Here is a 16,459-nt window from a genome sequence, read left to right on the forward strand (position 1 = left end):
ATGGCTACTGTGTAGGTGAGCCTTGGAACCAGCAGGCCGTATTCAAAGGTATCGGTGTGCCAGTAGTGACTGATTACGAGATCTGGAAAGACAACCCAGAGAAAGTATTTGGTATTACTAAAGAATTTGCTGAGAAATACCCGAATACGACAGTTCGTTTAACGCGAGCGATGATTCGTGCAGCGATGTGGTTAGATGCTAACAACAATGCTAACCGTCCAGCAGCGGTTAAGATCTTGTCACAACCTAACTATGTTGGTGCTGACTATGACGTTATTGCAAACAGTATGACGGGTACTTTTGAGTACGAGAAAGGCGATAAGCGTTCAGTACCAGACTTCAACGTATTCTTCCGTTATAACGCGACTTACCCATACTACTCAGATGCTATCTGGTATCTAACGCAAATGCGTCGTTGGGGTCAGATCTCTGAAGATAAGAGCGACGAGTGGTACAAAGATTTGGCGAAGAAAGTATATCGTCCTGATATCTATGCACGTGCGGCGCAGTCTTTGATCAAAGAAGGTAAAGCGAAAGCGGCTGACTTCCCAGACTTCTCTACTGAAGATGGCTACCGTGACCCACAAACGCACTTTATCGATAACATTGTTTATGACGGTACACAACCAAACAAGTATATCGAGAAGTTCTCAATTGGTCTGAAATCAGGCGACAAGATCTAAAGAGTATTACATATGTCGGACGACAAATGCTGGCCTGAACCAGGGTTTGTTGTCTGACTGCTGATAACGAAGTTTGTCTAAGAAAGATTTATCTTGATCGGCTCTCAATGTTTGTTAGAACGAGAGTCGTCAGTTAACTGAAGTAGCTTTAAGCAGGAGCAGAAGATTATGTCAACGGCGACATCTCTTAAGGACGATATAGAACAACCAATTGTTTGGTTGGATAAGGTATTAGAGTTTGGAGCGATGGCAGCGAAGACTCTGGCAATACCCATGGCAGGTATTGCGGTATTTCTCATTATTTGGGCGGCAGCCGCACAGAGTGTTAAAACTTCTTTGGGGCAGTTTCCGGGTCCCGCGATGGTAATGGAGCAGTTCGTCTCTTTATATGATGAGCACGTTTCCGAGCGGACTAAAGAGCAAGCCTTCTACGAAAGGCAAGAGAAAAGAAATGCGGCACGAGTGGCTGAAGATCCATCTTATGTGCCTAAAATCAGAGCGTATACAGGAAAAGAAACTTTCCTTGACCAAATCTTTACCAGCTTAAAGACGGTCGCTTCTGGTTTTTTATTGGCTGCCGCGATAGCGATTCCTTTAGGCATTGCCATTGGCCTGAACAAAACACTGAACTCGGCAGTTAATCCGATTATTCAGGTGTTCAAACCTGTTTCTCCTTTGGCTTGGTTGCCTTTGGTCACAATCTTGGTGAGTGCTCTCTACGTCTCGCCAGACCCAATGGTAGCCAAGTCCTTTATCGTATCGATGATTACGGTAACGCTATGTTGTTTATGGCCAATGGTTATCAACACTTCAGTGGGTGTTGCATCCATTGATGATGACTTGGTCAACGTAAGTAAGGTGTTGCGATTACCTGCTCTGAAACATGTTCAGAAAATTGTTTTACCTGCATCAGTACCGATGATCTTTACCGGAATGCGCTTGTCCTTAAGTATCGCATGGATGGTGTTGATCGCCGCAGAAATGTTGGCCCAAAACCCAGGCCTTGGAAAGTTCGTTTGGGATGAATTCCAGAATGGTAGTTCAGATTCACTAAGTAGAATTATGGCAGCAGTCGTTGTAATTGGTTTTATCGGATTCTTGTTAGATCGCGCAATGTTACAAATACAAAAGCGAGTGTCTTGGGATAATAAAGGCCTTTAAGCCTTAACCTGCCCGAACAGCTACAAGTAACGAAATACGATTGAATTTATTGAGGATAGAATTATGAGCGCATTATTAGATATTAGTCATATAGATATGGTCTTTCCGACACCAAAGGGGCCGTTCACAGCGCTGCAGGACGTGAGTTTACAAATTAAAAAGGGCGAGTTTGTATCGCTTATCGGACACTCGGGTTGTGGTAAGTCAACCGTTTTGAACGTTGTCGCTGGCCTACATCAGGCAACCAATGGCGGTGTAGTTCTTAGCGGCAAAGAAGTGACAGAACCAGGACCTGAGCGGGCCGTTGTCTTCCAAAATCATTCTCTATTGCCGTGGTTGACGGCGTATGAAAATGTTGAGCTGGCCGTTAAGCAAGTATTCGGAAAAACTAAGTCAAAAGCAGAAACTAAAGAGTGGGTAGAACATAATCTTCACTTGGTTCATATGGATCACGCTATGTATAAGCGTCCTGACGAAATATCAGGGGGTATGAAGCAGCGTGTGGGTATCGCTCGTGCTTTGGCGATGCAGCCAGAGATTTTGTTAATGGATGAGCCATTTGGCGCGCTAGATGCCCTGACCAGGGCGCATATGCAAGACTCCTTAATGGAGATCCAGAATGAGCTGAATAATACCGTTATTATGATCACCCATGATGTTGATGAAGCAGTTTTGCTGTCAGATAGAATTGTCATGATGACTAATGGCCCAGCGGCAACGATTGGTGAAATATTAGATGTTGGTCTTGAACGCCCTCGTGATCGATTGGCCTTAGCAGAAGACCCAGAATACGTTCACCTTCGATCAGAAGTTCTAAAGTTCCTGTACGAAAAACAACGAAAAGTTGAACCGATTAGTGCCTCAGTAAAAAAAACTAAAGCTGCCTCAGGTATTGCGGCAGCGTAAGACAAGTTAATCATTACTCCCGTTTACAATGGCGTAAACATAGGGGGTAGGTGGACAACGGCGTTCACAAGTAATGCGACACGAGAAAACTGTTGAGTAGAGGCTCAGTAGTTATCTCACAGCGCATTGTTTGTGAGCGCTTTTTTAATGCCTTAAGAATTAGTAAAGCCATATTTATAGCGAGGGTCACAGCATAAACAAAGAATGACTGACTTATGCTTGGCCTTTAAAAAAGTAACTAGGAGATGTAAATGAAAAAACGTTCAATTAGCCTATTAAGCACAGCAATCGCTACGATCATTGCTTCGAGTAGCGTTGTCGCTGCACCAGAAACGATTACTGAGGCGATTACAGGTGGTAAAGCCTATGGTGACTTGCGTTTACGATATGAAAGTGACGACCGAAGCAATGACACTGATTCAGATGCCTTAACCCTACGTACGAGAATCGGATACAAAACGGCAGAATTCAAAGGCTTTACTGCACTGGTCGAGTTTGAAGATAGTCGTGAAGTTTTGGGGATTGAAGAAGCGGACGATGATGCATTAATTCTAGACTCAGAAGTAACTGAGCTCGATCAAGGCTTTATTCAATATAAGAATGACATGGTGACAGCAAAACTAGGGCGTCAAGTGATTGCCTTGGACGGTCAGCGTCATGTAGGTCATGTTGGTTGGCGCCAAGATCGCCAGACTTTTGATGCGGCGAGAGTTACGGTTAAGCCAATTGAAGGTCTTACTTTAGATGCATCCTATATTTATAAAGTAAACCGAATTAACTCAGGTGCCTTTGCGGATGTCGCTGATACTGATATAACACTATTAAATGTTGCTTACCAAACTCCCTTTGGTAAAGCTGTGGTATACAACTATGAGATCTCAGGAGAGCCTTATGGTGCCGCAGATGGTTGGGATGAGCTATCAACAATTGGTGCAAGTTTTACCGGCTCAACATTAGCAGGTGAAGATCTGAAAGTTTCATATGCTCTAGAGTATGCTTCGCAAGATAATGAAACGAAAGATGCCAGTATGGATTATATGATGGCTGAGGTTGGCCTAACTGCGTCAGGAGTGACAGGCAAGCTTGGGTATTCGTCCTTAGGATCTGACGACGGCAATCAGTCGTTCGCGACACCTTTAGCAACTGTTCATAAGTTTGAAGGTTGGGCTGATGCATTTCTAGGTCAGTCCTTGTTTGGTGCGGGTGGCGGTAATGGTGTTGTAGACACTTATGCTTCAGTCTCAGGTAAGTTCGCTGGTGTAAAACTGGTGGGTGTTTACCATGATTTTGAGACCGATGAAGGCAGTGCTGACGCGGGTAGAGAGATAGATCTTTTGGCAGTCAAAAAGTTTAATAAAACCTATAGCGGAGGCCTGAAGTATGCTGATTACTCGGCACCTTCTGGCGGTACTGATAAGTCCGTAATGTGGGCGTGGGTTGGAATGAAGTTCTAAAGTCTGACACATAACTATAAGCCGTTAATAAGACTTCAGGGTCTTATTTTGCTAGCCTGGTGCCGTACCCGTCGCGGGTTGACAAGACTTTCCTCTTGTTAATTCAGGCTAGCTTTTTTCGGTTTTTTATGTGGGCTAGAGAGATACTCTAGCAAGGCTTCGAGCTTCATTGCTTCATGGAATAAACTTCCTTGTGCGTAGTCGCAGCCATGGCTTTTTAAGTGTGCAAGCTGTAAATCATTTTCAACGCCATCAGCAGTAACAGAAAGTTTCATCTGATGAGCCATACTAATAATTGCATTGCTAAAGTTAGTGTTTGCCTGATTTTCAGGGAGACCATTAAGGTAGCGTTGGTCTATTTTTAAGGCGTGAGCCGGAACTTGTTTCAAGTAGCTCATTGACGCATAGCCTGAACCAAAACGATCGATGATAATATGAACGCCCATATCTTTCAGTTCTTTTAGACGACCAATCACTTCGGGCTTTTGGTCAACGAAGCACTTTTCAACTACCTCGAAATGCAGGTATTTAATATAGTTCGGGTGTTCGGAAAATAGCGCTCGTACTTCAGAAACAAAGTAACGGTCTTTAAGTTGTCTAGGCGATATGTTGACACTAAAGCTAATATCTTTGATGCCTTCTTTAAGTAGTCTTTGGATATCTTTTACAAGCTGTTTTAGCACCCAGTTACCGAGAGGAATAATGCTGCCTGCATTTTCTGCTATCGAGATAAAATCATCGGGCATACGAATATCTTCTTCAGTGTATTGCCAGCGTAGAGATGCTTCTACGCCTGAAATGCTTTGATCTTTTAAATCGAGAATCGGCTGATAAACCAAAAAGAAGTCTTGGTTTTCAATGCTGTGCTGAATTTCCTTTTCTGTCTTTATTTTATAGCGGATCTCGTTGTTCATATCTTCAGAGAAGAATTGATAATTGTTTCTGCCGCTTTGCTTTGCCTGATACATAGCGATGTCGGCATTATTAATAAGGTCAGTGTCATTAAGCGAGTCTTCAGGGGTGACGCTAATGCCAATACTCGCGGTGATAAAGACTTCCTGAGTGTCGATGATCACGGGAGATTCAAAAGAGTTGATTATATTCTGTGTTACTTTACTGGCATCTTCGTAATTCTTAATGTTGCTTAGTAAGACTGTAAATTCATCACCACTGATACGAGCAATGCTATCGTTTTGCCTTACATGCTCATTCAAGCGCTTGGCGACGGATTTTAGAATCTCGTCACCGGCCTGATGACCTAGGGAGTCATTAATGGTTTTGAAGTTATCTATATCAATAAACAACAATGCAGCTTTTACCATATTACGTTTGGCATTTTGAATTGCTGACTCGAGCCTCTTCTGGAATAGTACCCGATTTTCTAGACCTGTCAGCGGGTCGTATAAAGCCATACGTTCCATTTCATCGTGATGATTCTTGATATCGGTGATATCTTCGAAAGTAATCACATAGTGAGATATTTCTGAGGTTTCTTGATAGGGATGGCTTTTAAGCAATGAAATACTGGTCTTCATCCAATGCGTGTCACCATTTGCATCGGTGCACTTGAGTTTACTCTGAATCAGACCTTCGGTATTAGGCGATAAGCTTTGTGTACTCAACTCCTGAGAGGAGATCGGGGGAAGGGAAAGTTTGTTTTCCAGTATCGAAATTGGCTGCCCCTCCAGCTTCATATCACAGCTACCAGTAAGCTTTAGAAATGCCTTACTGGCATAACTAATTGTGTGCTCCTTATCTATAATTAATACTGTACTATCACTACTCTCAATCGCTTGGGATAAGAGTTGCAGTGATACTTCACGCTTTTTACGCTGATTTATTTCTTCCGTAAGTTCGTAGTTTATTTTGTTGATGGTTTCTGTTCTGGAAATTATTCGTTTCTCAAGCTCAGTGTTGAGCGTATGCAGCTCATCCTCTTTGTCTTTTAATTGTTTAGTATAAACAATTAATTCCCGATTAGCCTTGGTGAGATACATTGTTTTCTCACTAACAGCGCGTTTCAGGTTTTTATTGACATAGAATAAGATTGAAATAAAGGCTGCGCCAATAACAAATATAATACTGGAAACTTGGAGTACCTGACGCGTCAGTTGGCTGGCTTCATTTAGTTCAGGAGAGTAAATGAAACGCTCGTGGTTCAATTCGCCAGTGCTCATGCCAAGATCGGTAAACGAGTCAGCGATGTGCTGCCACCTTCCTGGGTTCATGTGTCCCAGATCCACCAGTTTGGGAACGATTAGACGAATGGTCTCCTGAGCTTCATGGCGGAGTTCTTCAATGCTGAGTTCTGATTGATACTTATTCTTGATGAGCTCAATAAGCTCATCTGGATTCTCAATAGCGTAACGCCAGCCGTCAATACTGGCTTTTCTAATGGCTTTCACTTCATCGCTATGCTCATCAACTTTAGACTCTGTGCTAAATAACACGTCTCCGTAATAGTCTATTCCGTAAACACGAGGGTCTATAAGGTTGTATTCGACACCTCTTTGTCTCAGCTGGAAGGGTTGATCGGTTATATAACCAACCATTGCATCGACTTTTTCATCGATTAAATCCTGAATATTGTAGGATAAGGGCACCGACTCAATTTGTGACTCATTAATCCCTTCTTTCTTTAACAGTCCTAACGTATTTGAACCGTAATGTCCCTCTGGGTACATCACGCGTTTACCGATTAAGTCTTGTGGAGTTAGCAGATTATTCTTCTTTAAAGTCATCAATACGATTGGCGAGTGTTGAATAATGGCTGCTAATGCGACGAGAGGATTGCCGTTCAGGTGATAGAGCACAAGCTCAGCATTGGCTATGCCATAATCAGCCTTACCCTCAAGCACTTCTGTGATGGGGTTTATATCAGGACCGGCAGCTCTGATCTCGACGTTGTAACCGGCATCTTGGTAATAGCCATTTTCCAGGGCTGCGTAGAATCCTGCAAATTGAAATTGGTGTTTCCACTTCAGTTGTATACTGACATTTTTGAGTGATGGGCTGAGATGCTCATCTGCGTAAGCGCTTGTGGAGCCAATCAACATACTCAGATACAGAAGAAAGAATAACGAGACGGTTGATGTGCCTCTAGCAACCCGTAGCGCTATACTGGGCAATATCTGTACGTGGGCGTTGCTTGCTTTCTTTGTTATGTTATTCAAAGTTAAAAGTCTACTGGTTAAAGGTAATAGCCGCGTATTTGGAAGGCCAAAGCAATCTTTTAAGTGTAGTTCAAAAAAACACCAGCTGCAGAGTTACGAGCTTAAAAATAATGTAAATTTATTGGGGGAATTATCAGGTATTAATAAGTCTTTGTGCCAGATCAAGGCATTGGATAAGAAGTTTGTTCATAGTATGAGTTATAGATTTTGTTTTGAAGCTGATTCAGAAAGCACCATTGATACAGAGTACGGATAGATGGGAATTGATATAGATAAGAGCAGTTTTGCAGAAAGTGATTATCGAGACTTTGAAAAAAAACTGCAGACCAACCTTTCCAGCTTGAGCTCCCTATTGTCACAGACAGGCTTTGGAAAAAAGAAACCGGGTAGTGCTATTTTGGGTGCCGAGCTCGAAATGTATATTGTTGATAGCAAGGGAGAGCCCTTGTTGCTGAATCAAGAAATCTTAGATGCTGCTGATGACAAACAACTGACTCTGGAGATTAACCGCTATAACCTGGAATATAACCTGACTCCATATTCCCTGTCGGATGCGCCGTTTAAGTCGACAGAAAATGAGATTTGCCGCCAGCTGTCGAAGCTAAATGATATTGCTGCAAAATATGAAGGTCGCATATTTCCTGTCGGTATACTTCCTACGCTGGATAATTCTCATTTCGGGCCTGTTTGTATGACGGACCGCCAGCGTTATAGAACCTTGGTTGAGCAATTGTTTGAACGTCGTGGGCGTGAATTTGAAATTGATATTAACGGTAGACCTCCTTTACAAATGGATATGCAGGACGTTACCTTGGAAGGTGCGAATACTTCATTCCAGATTCATTATCGAGTCGACCCTGAAGACTATGCAAATACCTTCAATGCCTTTCAAATGGTGACGCCTTTAGTGTTAGCTTTAGGTGCTAATTCACCCGGTTTATTTGGTCACGACCTCTGGTGTGAAACACGAGTACCTTTGTTTAAGCAGTCTATCGATACGCGAATAAAAGATAGATACCGATGGAACGAGCCTTCTAGGGTAAGTTTTGGGCAAGGCTGGGTACGCCGCTCTGCTTTGGAATTATTTCAGGAAACAGCTTCGATATTTTCACCTTTATTGCCAATATGCAGTGAACAGGACCCAGAAGCCCAGATGGCAGAAGGGAAAGCACCTAGCTTATCAGAGTTGCGACTTCATCAAAGCTCTGTTTGGTTGTGGAATCGACCGGTATATGACGATGCTGATGAAGGCCATTTACGGATAGAACTAAGGTCTTTGCCCGCTGGGCCCAGCGCGGTTGATATGGTTGCCAATGCAGCACTGTATATCGGTCTGGCAGAGTACTATCGCGACAAAATGAATGAGCTGATGCCTGCTTTACCTTTTCATTTAGCGGAGTTTAACTTCTATCGCGCCGCGCAATTTGGCTTGGGTGCACGAATCGTTTGGCCAGACCCTCAGCGTTCAGGTTGTCGTGATCAGCCCATTATCGATATTCTTTCCCAAAGCATTGATCATGCAGAGCAGGGCTTGCGTAGTATCGGTGTTGAAGATGAGGAAGCAGGCTATTATCTATCCATTGTTAAAAAGCGTCTTGAGTCAAAGCAGAACGGAGCAGTATGGCAAAGAGAGAGAACCGCTTATTATCAGAATGAAAAGTCTTATAGCTCTGACAAAGCAAGAAAAGCAATGCTAGAAGACTATATTGCTTACAGCCTAGACAACATTCCAGTGGGTGAATGGCCTTTAACGTAACAATTATTGGATATAAGAATGAGTATAGAGTTAAACAGATTTTGTGACCCAGACCCAAGCTCAATTGGTGAGGATATCTATCAGTTTCTTGATTACTTGGGAGGCCCTTCAGAAATCCTGCTGTCAGGAGATGACACCACTCGAACGCGAGCATTTGTAACGCTACTGCATGGCAATGAACCTTCAGGCCTTATTGCCTTATTTAAATGGTTGAAGTCGGGACTTAAGCCAGCGGTGAATGTCGTTTGCATTGTGGCTTCAGTATCAGCGGCTAGCTTGGAGCCTTCATTCAGTCATCGTGTCTTCGCTCGTCAGCGTGACCTGAATCGCTGCTTTAAAGAACCCTTTGATGATGAACCTGGCTATCTCGCCGCTGAGATTCTAGAGACTTTAAAGCGCTATAAACCTGAAAGCTTGATCGATATGCATAACACCTCGGGCTCAGGCCCTTCATTTGCGGTGGCGATCTACGAAGATCCTCAGCATGATGCTTTGACAGAATTGTTTACTAAACGCCTCATCGTGACTCACCTACGTTTAGGGGCTCTGATGGAGGTCACCGAATACCTTTGCCCAACTGTGACGATTGAATGTGGAGGGCGTTTAGATGAGTCTGCGCACCAGATTGCTTGGGAGGGCTTAAATCGTTATTTTCGTTTAGAAAGTGTCTTGGCAGGCCAAGAAAGTCAAGAGAGCTTGGAGGTGCTTACTAATCCGGTAAGGCTCGAACTAAAGGATGATTGTCGTCTAAGGTATGGCGAGAAATTAAGTGAAGAATCTGATTTGTGTTTGCTACCCAGTATAGAGCAATTGAATTCAGGTATTACTGTTAAAGATACGCAGTTGGGTTGGGTCGCAACAGATGATCTGAAAGCTGTATTTTCTTCAAAAAATAGTCGAGAAGAATGTGTGGTAAATGAGTTGGTTTATATCAAAGACGGCGGATTGTTTGCTAAACGAGACTTAAAGCTCTTTATGATCACTAATAATCCGGAAATCGCCAAGATGGATTGTCTATTTTATGCAGTAAGGGACTGTGGTTCAGAGGTTGTTGCGGAATTATCTTAGTGGCCCGCTTACAAGTTGAACCCAGATTTTACTGGGTTCAACAAGAAATTAAAGGAACGCATTTGTGCCTTATTTTTTAGCTTCCGGGTGAAGAGACTTACCTAGTATATGGCTGTCTTCTTCGATAACTGATGATGCTTGGCCGACAATAAGGGGATCTGCTCCACGAACAACATGATGATTCTTATCAGGATAATCCAGCTTAGAAAGGAAGTGTTGCATACACGCAAGGCGTGCTCTTTTTTTATCATCTGATTTTACGACTACCCAGGGTGCGTCAGCGGTATCGGTGTAGAAAAACATCGCTTCTTTCGCTTCGGTATAGTCATTCCATTTTTCTTGAGCAAGTTTGTCGATAGGGCTTAGTTTCCACTGTTTTAGAGGGTCAGTTTCACGTTTCTGAAAGCGAGCGGTTTGCTCTTCTTCAGTAACAGAGAACCAATACTTAAATAATTTTATACCGCTACGGGTAAGCATTCTTTCTAGTTCTGGCGTTTGACGCATAAACTCAAGGTAGTCGCTCGGTTCGCAGAACCCCATAACTCTTTCAACACCTGCTCGGTTATACCAAGACCGGTCGAATAAAACGAGTTCACCTTTGGTGGGCAGGTGTTTAATGTAGCGTTGAAAGTACCACTGACCGAGCTCTTCTTCAGTCGGCTTTTCCAAAGCAACAACGTGAGCGCCCCGTGGGTTTAGATGTTCCATAAAGCGTTTTATGGTGCCACCTTTACCAGCGGCATCTCGCCCTTCAAACAGAATCACTATTTTTTGTCCTGACTCTCTTATCCACTTCTGGGCTTTTAGTAGCTCGATTTGTAATTCTTTTTTTATGCTTTCGTATCGTTGGCGACTAATTTTTGTCTTGTATGGGTATTCGCCTGACCTAAATGATTCGGCAATATAATGTGGGTCATGGCGTTTTTCTGCTAGAGCGTGAAGCTGAGTCCCTACTGAGCTCAAAGTCTTATTCTTAGACGAAGTTTGCTTGTCTGATTGATTCTTATCTGAGTTTTGCATGGTTCTTTTCTAGCCCTCTTTTTTAAACGTAATCCTTAAGTCTACTAGACAATTGGAGGGCGCATGGTTAAATAACGGGCTTGATTGATATGTGTCAATACCTATGAGTGGATATCTAACGGTTAATGGGCAGTAGATGTAATTTTATAAGCCAATGATTGGAGATTAGGGCTGAGGATAACCTTGAGCGCGAGTGGCCCTTGCTTAAGATAGGTTACGCCTGATACTTGTCATTTCCGCGATTTAAAGTGAGCATGAACTCGCTTAACAAACTCCATATACTGACTTTCGTCGTGCAAATTCACTTCTTCTTCGATCGGCAATAAAGGGAACCTTTCCTTCAAGGCTGCCGCGAATAGGCCCATACCGCCTTGTTGGTGAATAGTGCTGTCACTCTGAAATATTTTGACGTTTCTGACTCCGCAGCTGGGTGAGTTTTTCATCAGAACAAAGCCATCTAAAGACCCAAAGCTATCAAGGGCCTCTTTGCAGCCTTCAAGTAATTGAGGGCCTAAGTTTATGCCTGTTAAGTCAGTGTCATCGTTATACCGTAGCGTTGGCCTGGAAGGGTTGCCGGTAAGTCGCATTTTGGGGCGGGGTATACCAAAACCGGCAGCGGCTTCAGGGCAGAATGTTTCAAAAGAGAAGTGTTTGCTCAATTCGTCTAAGCACAATGATGAGCGTTTATGCTTTCCGTCATAACGTACTTCAAATCCTGCAAGGCAGGCGCTTAGACCAATCTTAGGTTTTGATCCTGGCATTTTATATGATGCTTGTGACATGGTACCTGGTGCTTAGGGGAGCGAGTTTAGGCTTATTTTGAACTATTCGAAGGAGAATGAATATAGTATTTCTTATATCTAACAAATAACGATTGCCGTAGGCAGAGGGTTCCAGCCTTCGCTGGATCAACCCCGTACTAGCCCGCTTGCGAGCCATGGAAGGCTCTGCCTACAGAAGTCGGTTTACCTAGTGCCCGCGTAGGCAGAGGGTTCCGCCCCTCGCAGACTCTGCCCCATGCTACTCCTCATGCGAGCTGTGGAAGGCTTTGCCTACAGTTAGATGGGTTTAGCGACAAACCCTGTCCTGGTAGTAGTCATTGCTGTAGTTGCAGGACTTACATGCAGAAGGCTTGTCATTACTATGCTTTGATGCTTTTGGGCTAATTGTCTCGATAATCTTTTTCATTCGACTTTCTCCTATTGATTGTTTGCATTGTTAGCTTCGCAAGTCATGTGCAATTTGTATAGTTCAAAAAATAGAAGTAGATGATCACTTTTTCTTAACGAAGTTCTTCAGCAAACACTTCCATTAAGCACTCAATGTTCTTGACGCCGATATAGTTGGGGCGACTTAAAAAAGCGATTCTGCGATGAGGTCCTGGTTCATTCAAGTGAATTGCTTTGAGGTCATCGCTTTGGCTATTTATCTGCTTTAAGGCCATCTCGGGAACGAGAGTACTACCCATACGACCGGCCACCATTTGAATCAAAGTGTTGAGGCTGGTCGCGCCTAGTGTTTCACTTTGTTCATTATTACTTAGCTTACATGCTGCTAGGGCATGATCTTTAAGGCAGTGACCGTCCTTGAGTAGCATTAGTTTTGACTGATCTATTTCGGTACTGGTGATTTCATCTAAACCTGATTGCTCTGCATCATTGCGCGTCAGCCAGTAAAAGTCTTCTTGAAAGAACTCAAAGGCTAACAGTCCGTCATGTGGATAGGGTAGCGCCAGAATTGCGGTATCAATCTCGCCTTTGCGGATCATGTCTACCAGGACATGAGACTGCTCTTCGATAATTGTCAGTTTGAAGTCAGGGTATTGTTGGCGAAGTGCAGGTAAGACTTTGGGAAGTAAGTAAGGCCCGACTGTTGGAATGACACCAACCGTCATCGGATGATTTAAAGGCGCTTTCTGGTTTTGCGATAGTTGATAAAGGCTGTCGACTTCCAGTTTGATACTTTGTGCCCGTTGCAGAAACATCTTTCCGGTGGGGGTAATCAGTACCTTCTTATTGTCTCGTTCGAATATTTGAATATCCAACTGCTTTTCTAATTCACTTAAGGCGGTGCTCAGTGCTGACTGAGATACTGAACAGGCTTCAGCAGCTTTCTTGAAGTGCAGCGTTTTCTCGACAGCCAAAGCATAGTGAATTTGCTTGAGTGAAATCATGGTCTTGCTCTCTTCTCACAATAATAGTGATGAGTTTAGATCAATGTTCAGTTTTTTTGAACATCACCTTTTATTTAATTCAATTTATTTAATTCTTGTTCGCGCTTAATCTTATTCCTGTCGAAACACACAACACAAACTTAATCGAGGAATACAACATGGCGAACATGATCAACAAATCAATCCCTGAATTTACTGCTCAAGCTTTTCACAACGGCGAGTTTAAAGAAGTGACAACTGAAGATGTAAAGGGTAAGTGGGCAATCTTCCTTTTCTACCCAGCAGACTTCACGTTTGTTTGCCCAACTGAGCTTGAAGACATGGCGAAGCACTACGAAGAGCTTCAGAAGCTAGGTGTAGAAGTTTACTCAGTTTCGACTGACACGCACTTTACTCACAAAGCATGGCACGACACGAGTGAGGCGATTGGTACGATCAACTACCCAATGATCGGTGATCCAACAGGTGTCATTACTCGCGGCTTTGATGTAATGATCGAAGAAGAAGGTTTGGCACTACGTGGTACTTTCCTAGCCAACCCTGAAGGCATCATCAAGGTTGCTGAGCTTCACGACCTAGGTATCGGTCGCTCTGCAAAAGACATGGTTCGTAAGGTCAAAGCGGCTCAATACGTAGACCAACATGACGGCGAAGTATGCCCAGCAGCGTGGGAACAAGGTGAAGAAACATTGACTCCAAGCCTGGATTTGGTTGGCAAGATCTAGTCTGCATTAAACGCTAAATAGCAGTATCTCAGGAGGTTCATATAAGAGCCTCCTGAATCTCCAAAGGTATTTAAAACGAGGATAAGAGAATGTTGACGAATGACATTTTGAACGCGCTTAAAGGCTATACCGCCAATATGCAGAATGATATCACCTTTGTTGTGCAAACAGGTGAGCATGACAAAAAAGCGGAGTTGATGGAATTTCTCAGCAGTTTCGCATCGGTTAGCGACAAGATTTCACTTGAAGAACGTGATATAAAATCAGTATTGCAAAGCCCGGTAAGTTTTTTGTTAGAACGTGATGGAGAAGATACGGGAATTCGGTTCTCCGGTATTCCTGGCGGTCACGAATTCAATTCGCTAGTGCTTGCGGTGCTTCACGCTTCGGGTACTGATATGAAGTTGGATGATTCAATAAAGTCGATCATAAGTGGTGTACAGGAAGCACTTAACTTCGAAGTCTTTGTAAGCTTGAGTTGTCACAATTGTCCTGAAGTGGTCCAGGCTTTGAATCAGTTTGCTTTGGTCAACGATAAGATTACCACTGAAACCATTGATGGCGGTGTCTATCCGGACTTGATCGAAGAGCGAAGTATTCAAGGTGTGCCTAGTGTTTACTTGAATGGTGAAGTATTCGCTAACGGTAAAATTGACCAGGCAGTCCTACTAGAGAAATTGATGGCTAAATACCCCGACATCACTCAGGCAGCAGAGCCTGCTGAAGCACTACCTGTTCAGGATGTTGTTGTGATTGGTGGTGGCCCGGCAGGTGCAGCATCAGCGGTGTATAGTGCTCGAAAAGGTTTGAAAGTAGCGATCATCGCAGATCGGATTGGTGGACAGGTGAAAGACACTATGGGGATCGAAAACCTGATCTCTGTGCCTAAAACAACCGGCCCGGAATTGTCTACGGCTTTGGAGCAGCATATTAAAGAATATGACGTGACCGTCAGAGAACACTTACGAGTCGCGAGCATCGAGAAAGGCCAGGGGGGTGAAAACCATAAGATTGAACTCTCTTCGGGTGAAGTGATCGAAACCAAGACGGTGATTGTTGCGACCGGTGCAAAGTGGAGAGAGCTTGGCATTCCTGGCGAGAAGGAAAACATAGGTCAAGGTGTTGCTTACTGCCCGCACTGTGACGGACCGTTCTTTAAAGGTAAGGATGTTGCTGTTATTGGTGGCGGAAATTCAGGTGTTGAAGCGGCTTTGGATTTAGCTGGTATCGTAAAATCTGTCACAATCTACGAGTTTATGCCTGAATTAAAGGCTGACAAGGTCTTGGTTGAGCAAGCTAAAAAACGTGAGAATATTACTATTCTGCGTAATGTAGCGACCAAAGAAATCTTGGCTGAAGGTGGCAAGGTTGTTGCCTTAGCATACGAAGATCGTGATAGTGGTGAAATTAAGCGCCAGGAATTATCAGGCATTTTCGTCCAAATAGGCTTGGTGCCCAATAGTGGCTTCCTGGAAGGCATTGTAGAAATGAACGCCTATGGCGAGGTAATTGTAGACGCCAAAGGTCAGACTGACGTACCAGGAATCTTTGCCTGCGGTGACGTGACGACCGTGCCTTATAAACAGATCGTGATCGCTATGGGGGAAGGTGCCAAAGCTTCTCTTGCAGCCTTTGACTACTTGCTAATGCAAGGCTAGCCTAAAAAAGCCAGTCCCAGGTATATTGAGCCAATTGGGGCTGGCTTTGTTTTACTAGCGGTAAATCTTCTCTAGACTTTACTTTCTGCTCTGTTATGTTTGTATCAGACCATGACATAGCCAAGCAGACCCTTAATGAAAATTATTGAGCCCAATCTCTGTAATTGTGAATCCTTAATGGATTTGACCTATGCAGAAACCTTCAAGAATCTTGATGAGCGATTTGTTCGCGCGGTCGGCAAGTTATTAAATCCCGGTTATGTCCGTTTATGTCTTGGGGATTATAGACTCAGTACTGAGCTTGTCGTGCTCGCCACTTATCAGCCAGTCTCTGGTGCTAAAGCCGAATCAAAGGTTTCACTTAATACCAAGGCTCTAGCAGAGCCGGAAACGGTATTTCCGATACATTTGAGTACCGGGCAAGAAATTAGCATGTTGCTGGATATAGAGCCGAAAGTCAGTTTGATCAATCAAGTCGTTCAGCTCATCGCAGTTTATGTTAATCAACATGGCCATTTAAATCGATCTAATAAAGACCAGCTTACAGCTTTAAAAAATCGCCGCTCCTTTGATCTCGAATACACGCAATTAACCGATAATGCTAAGTCGAATGATGAGAATGTTATTGCTGTATTGGATATAGATCATTTTAAGTCAGTGAATGATCGCTTTGGGCATGTTA

Annotated in this window: 13 protein-coding genes; 9 read left to right on the top strand and 4 right to left on the bottom strand. The window is 43.5% G+C overall.

The genetic code is table 11. From position 1 onward, the window contains the following. The 4 genes from A3763_RS22655 to A3763_RS22670 form a co-directional block, all read left to right on the top strand. Window positions 1–683 (top strand): ABC transporter substrate-binding protein (locus A3763_RS22655; protein WP_197483060.1); only part of this gene is annotated, 683 nt, incomplete at its 5' end. Window positions 684–929: 246 nt separating this feature from the next. After that, a complete protein-coding gene (locus A3763_RS22660; protein WP_231872294.1) occupies window positions 930–1,844 on the top strand; it encodes an ABC transporter permease in 915 nt (304 codons plus the stop codon). Window positions 1,845–1,907: 63 nt separating this feature from the next. Beyond that, a complete protein-coding gene (locus A3763_RS22665; protein WP_068553593.1) occupies window positions 1,908–2,750 on the top strand; it encodes an ABC transporter ATP-binding protein in 843 nt (280 codons plus the stop codon). A 251-nt stretch (window positions 2,751–3,001) separates the two neighbouring features. Further along, window positions 3,002–4,204, top strand: a complete 1,203-nt coding sequence (locus A3763_RS22670; protein WP_068553591.1) for an alginate export family protein — start codon at window positions 3,002–3,004, stop codon at window positions 4,202–4,204. A 98-nt stretch (window positions 4,205–4,302) separates the two neighbouring features. Here the strand turns inward: A3763_RS22670 and A3763_RS22675 are convergent, their stop codons facing one another. Next, on the bottom strand, window positions 4,303–7,260 hold the full coding sequence (locus tag A3763_RS22675) for an EAL domain-containing protein (protein WP_068515148.1): 2,958 nt from the start codon (window positions 7,258–7,260) through the stop codon (window positions 4,303–4,305). A 373-nt stretch (window positions 7,261–7,633) separates the two neighbouring features. Here A3763_RS22675 and A3763_RS22685 point away from each other — a divergent pair, with 373 nt between their 5' ends. Beyond that, on the top strand, window positions 7,634–9,133 hold the full coding sequence (locus tag A3763_RS22685; protein WP_068515142.1) for a glutamate--cysteine ligase: 1,500 nt from the start codon (window positions 7,634–7,636) through the stop codon (window positions 9,131–9,133). 18 nt (window positions 9,134–9,151) lie between these two features. Beyond that, window positions 9,152–10,201, top strand: coding sequence for a succinylglutamate desuccinylase/aspartoacylase family protein (locus tag A3763_RS22690; protein WP_068515139.1), 1,050 nt, complete (start codon window positions 9,152–9,154; stop codon window positions 10,199–10,201). A 69-nt stretch (window positions 10,202–10,270) separates the two neighbouring features. On the opposite strand, the gene ppk2 is transcribed toward A3763_RS22690, so the two are convergent. The 3 genes from ppk2 to A3763_RS22705 form a co-directional block, all read right to left on the bottom strand. Further along, window positions 10,271–11,221 carry a polyphosphate kinase 2 gene (ppk2, locus tag A3763_RS22695; protein WP_082865461.1) on the bottom strand — a complete coding sequence of 317 codons (951 nt, stop codon included), beginning with the start codon at window positions 11,219–11,221 and terminating at the stop codon, window positions 10,271–10,273. 230 nt (window positions 11,222–11,451) lie between these two features. Beyond that, window positions 11,452–12,003 carry a DUF523 domain-containing protein gene (locus tag A3763_RS22700; protein ID WP_068515137.1) on the bottom strand — a complete coding sequence of 184 codons (552 nt, stop codon included), beginning with the start codon at window positions 12,001–12,003 and terminating at the stop codon, window positions 11,452–11,454. A 500-nt stretch (window positions 12,004–12,503) separates the two neighbouring features. Next, window positions 12,504–13,394: a hydrogen peroxide-inducible genes activator gene (locus A3763_RS22705; RefSeq protein ID WP_068554782.1), complete on the bottom strand. Its 891-nt coding sequence runs from the start codon at window positions 13,392–13,394 to the stop codon at window positions 12,504–12,506. A 167-nt stretch (window positions 13,395–13,561) separates the two neighbouring features. On the opposite strand from A3763_RS22705, the gene ahpC reads away from it, so the two are divergent. The 3 genes from ahpC to A3763_RS22720 form a co-directional block, all read left to right on the top strand. Next, on the top strand, window positions 13,562–14,119 hold the full coding sequence (ahpC, locus tag A3763_RS22710) for an alkyl hydroperoxide reductase subunit C (protein ID WP_368664618.1): 558 nt from the start codon (window positions 13,562–13,564) through the stop codon (window positions 14,117–14,119). An 89-nt stretch (window positions 14,120–14,208) separates the two neighbouring features. Further along, complete coding sequence (gene ahpF, locus A3763_RS22715) at window positions 14,209–15,777, top strand: alkyl hydroperoxide reductase subunit F (protein ID WP_068634219.1); 1,569 nt, start codon at window positions 14,209–14,211, stop codon at window positions 15,775–15,777. Window positions 15,778–15,912: 135 nt separating this feature from the next. Beyond that, window positions 15,913–16,459: diguanylate cyclase domain-containing protein (locus A3763_RS22720; protein ID WP_156495272.1), on the top strand; the 547-nt coding region annotated here is incomplete at its 3' end.

The organism is Oleiphilus sp. HI0128 (assembly GCF_001635365.1).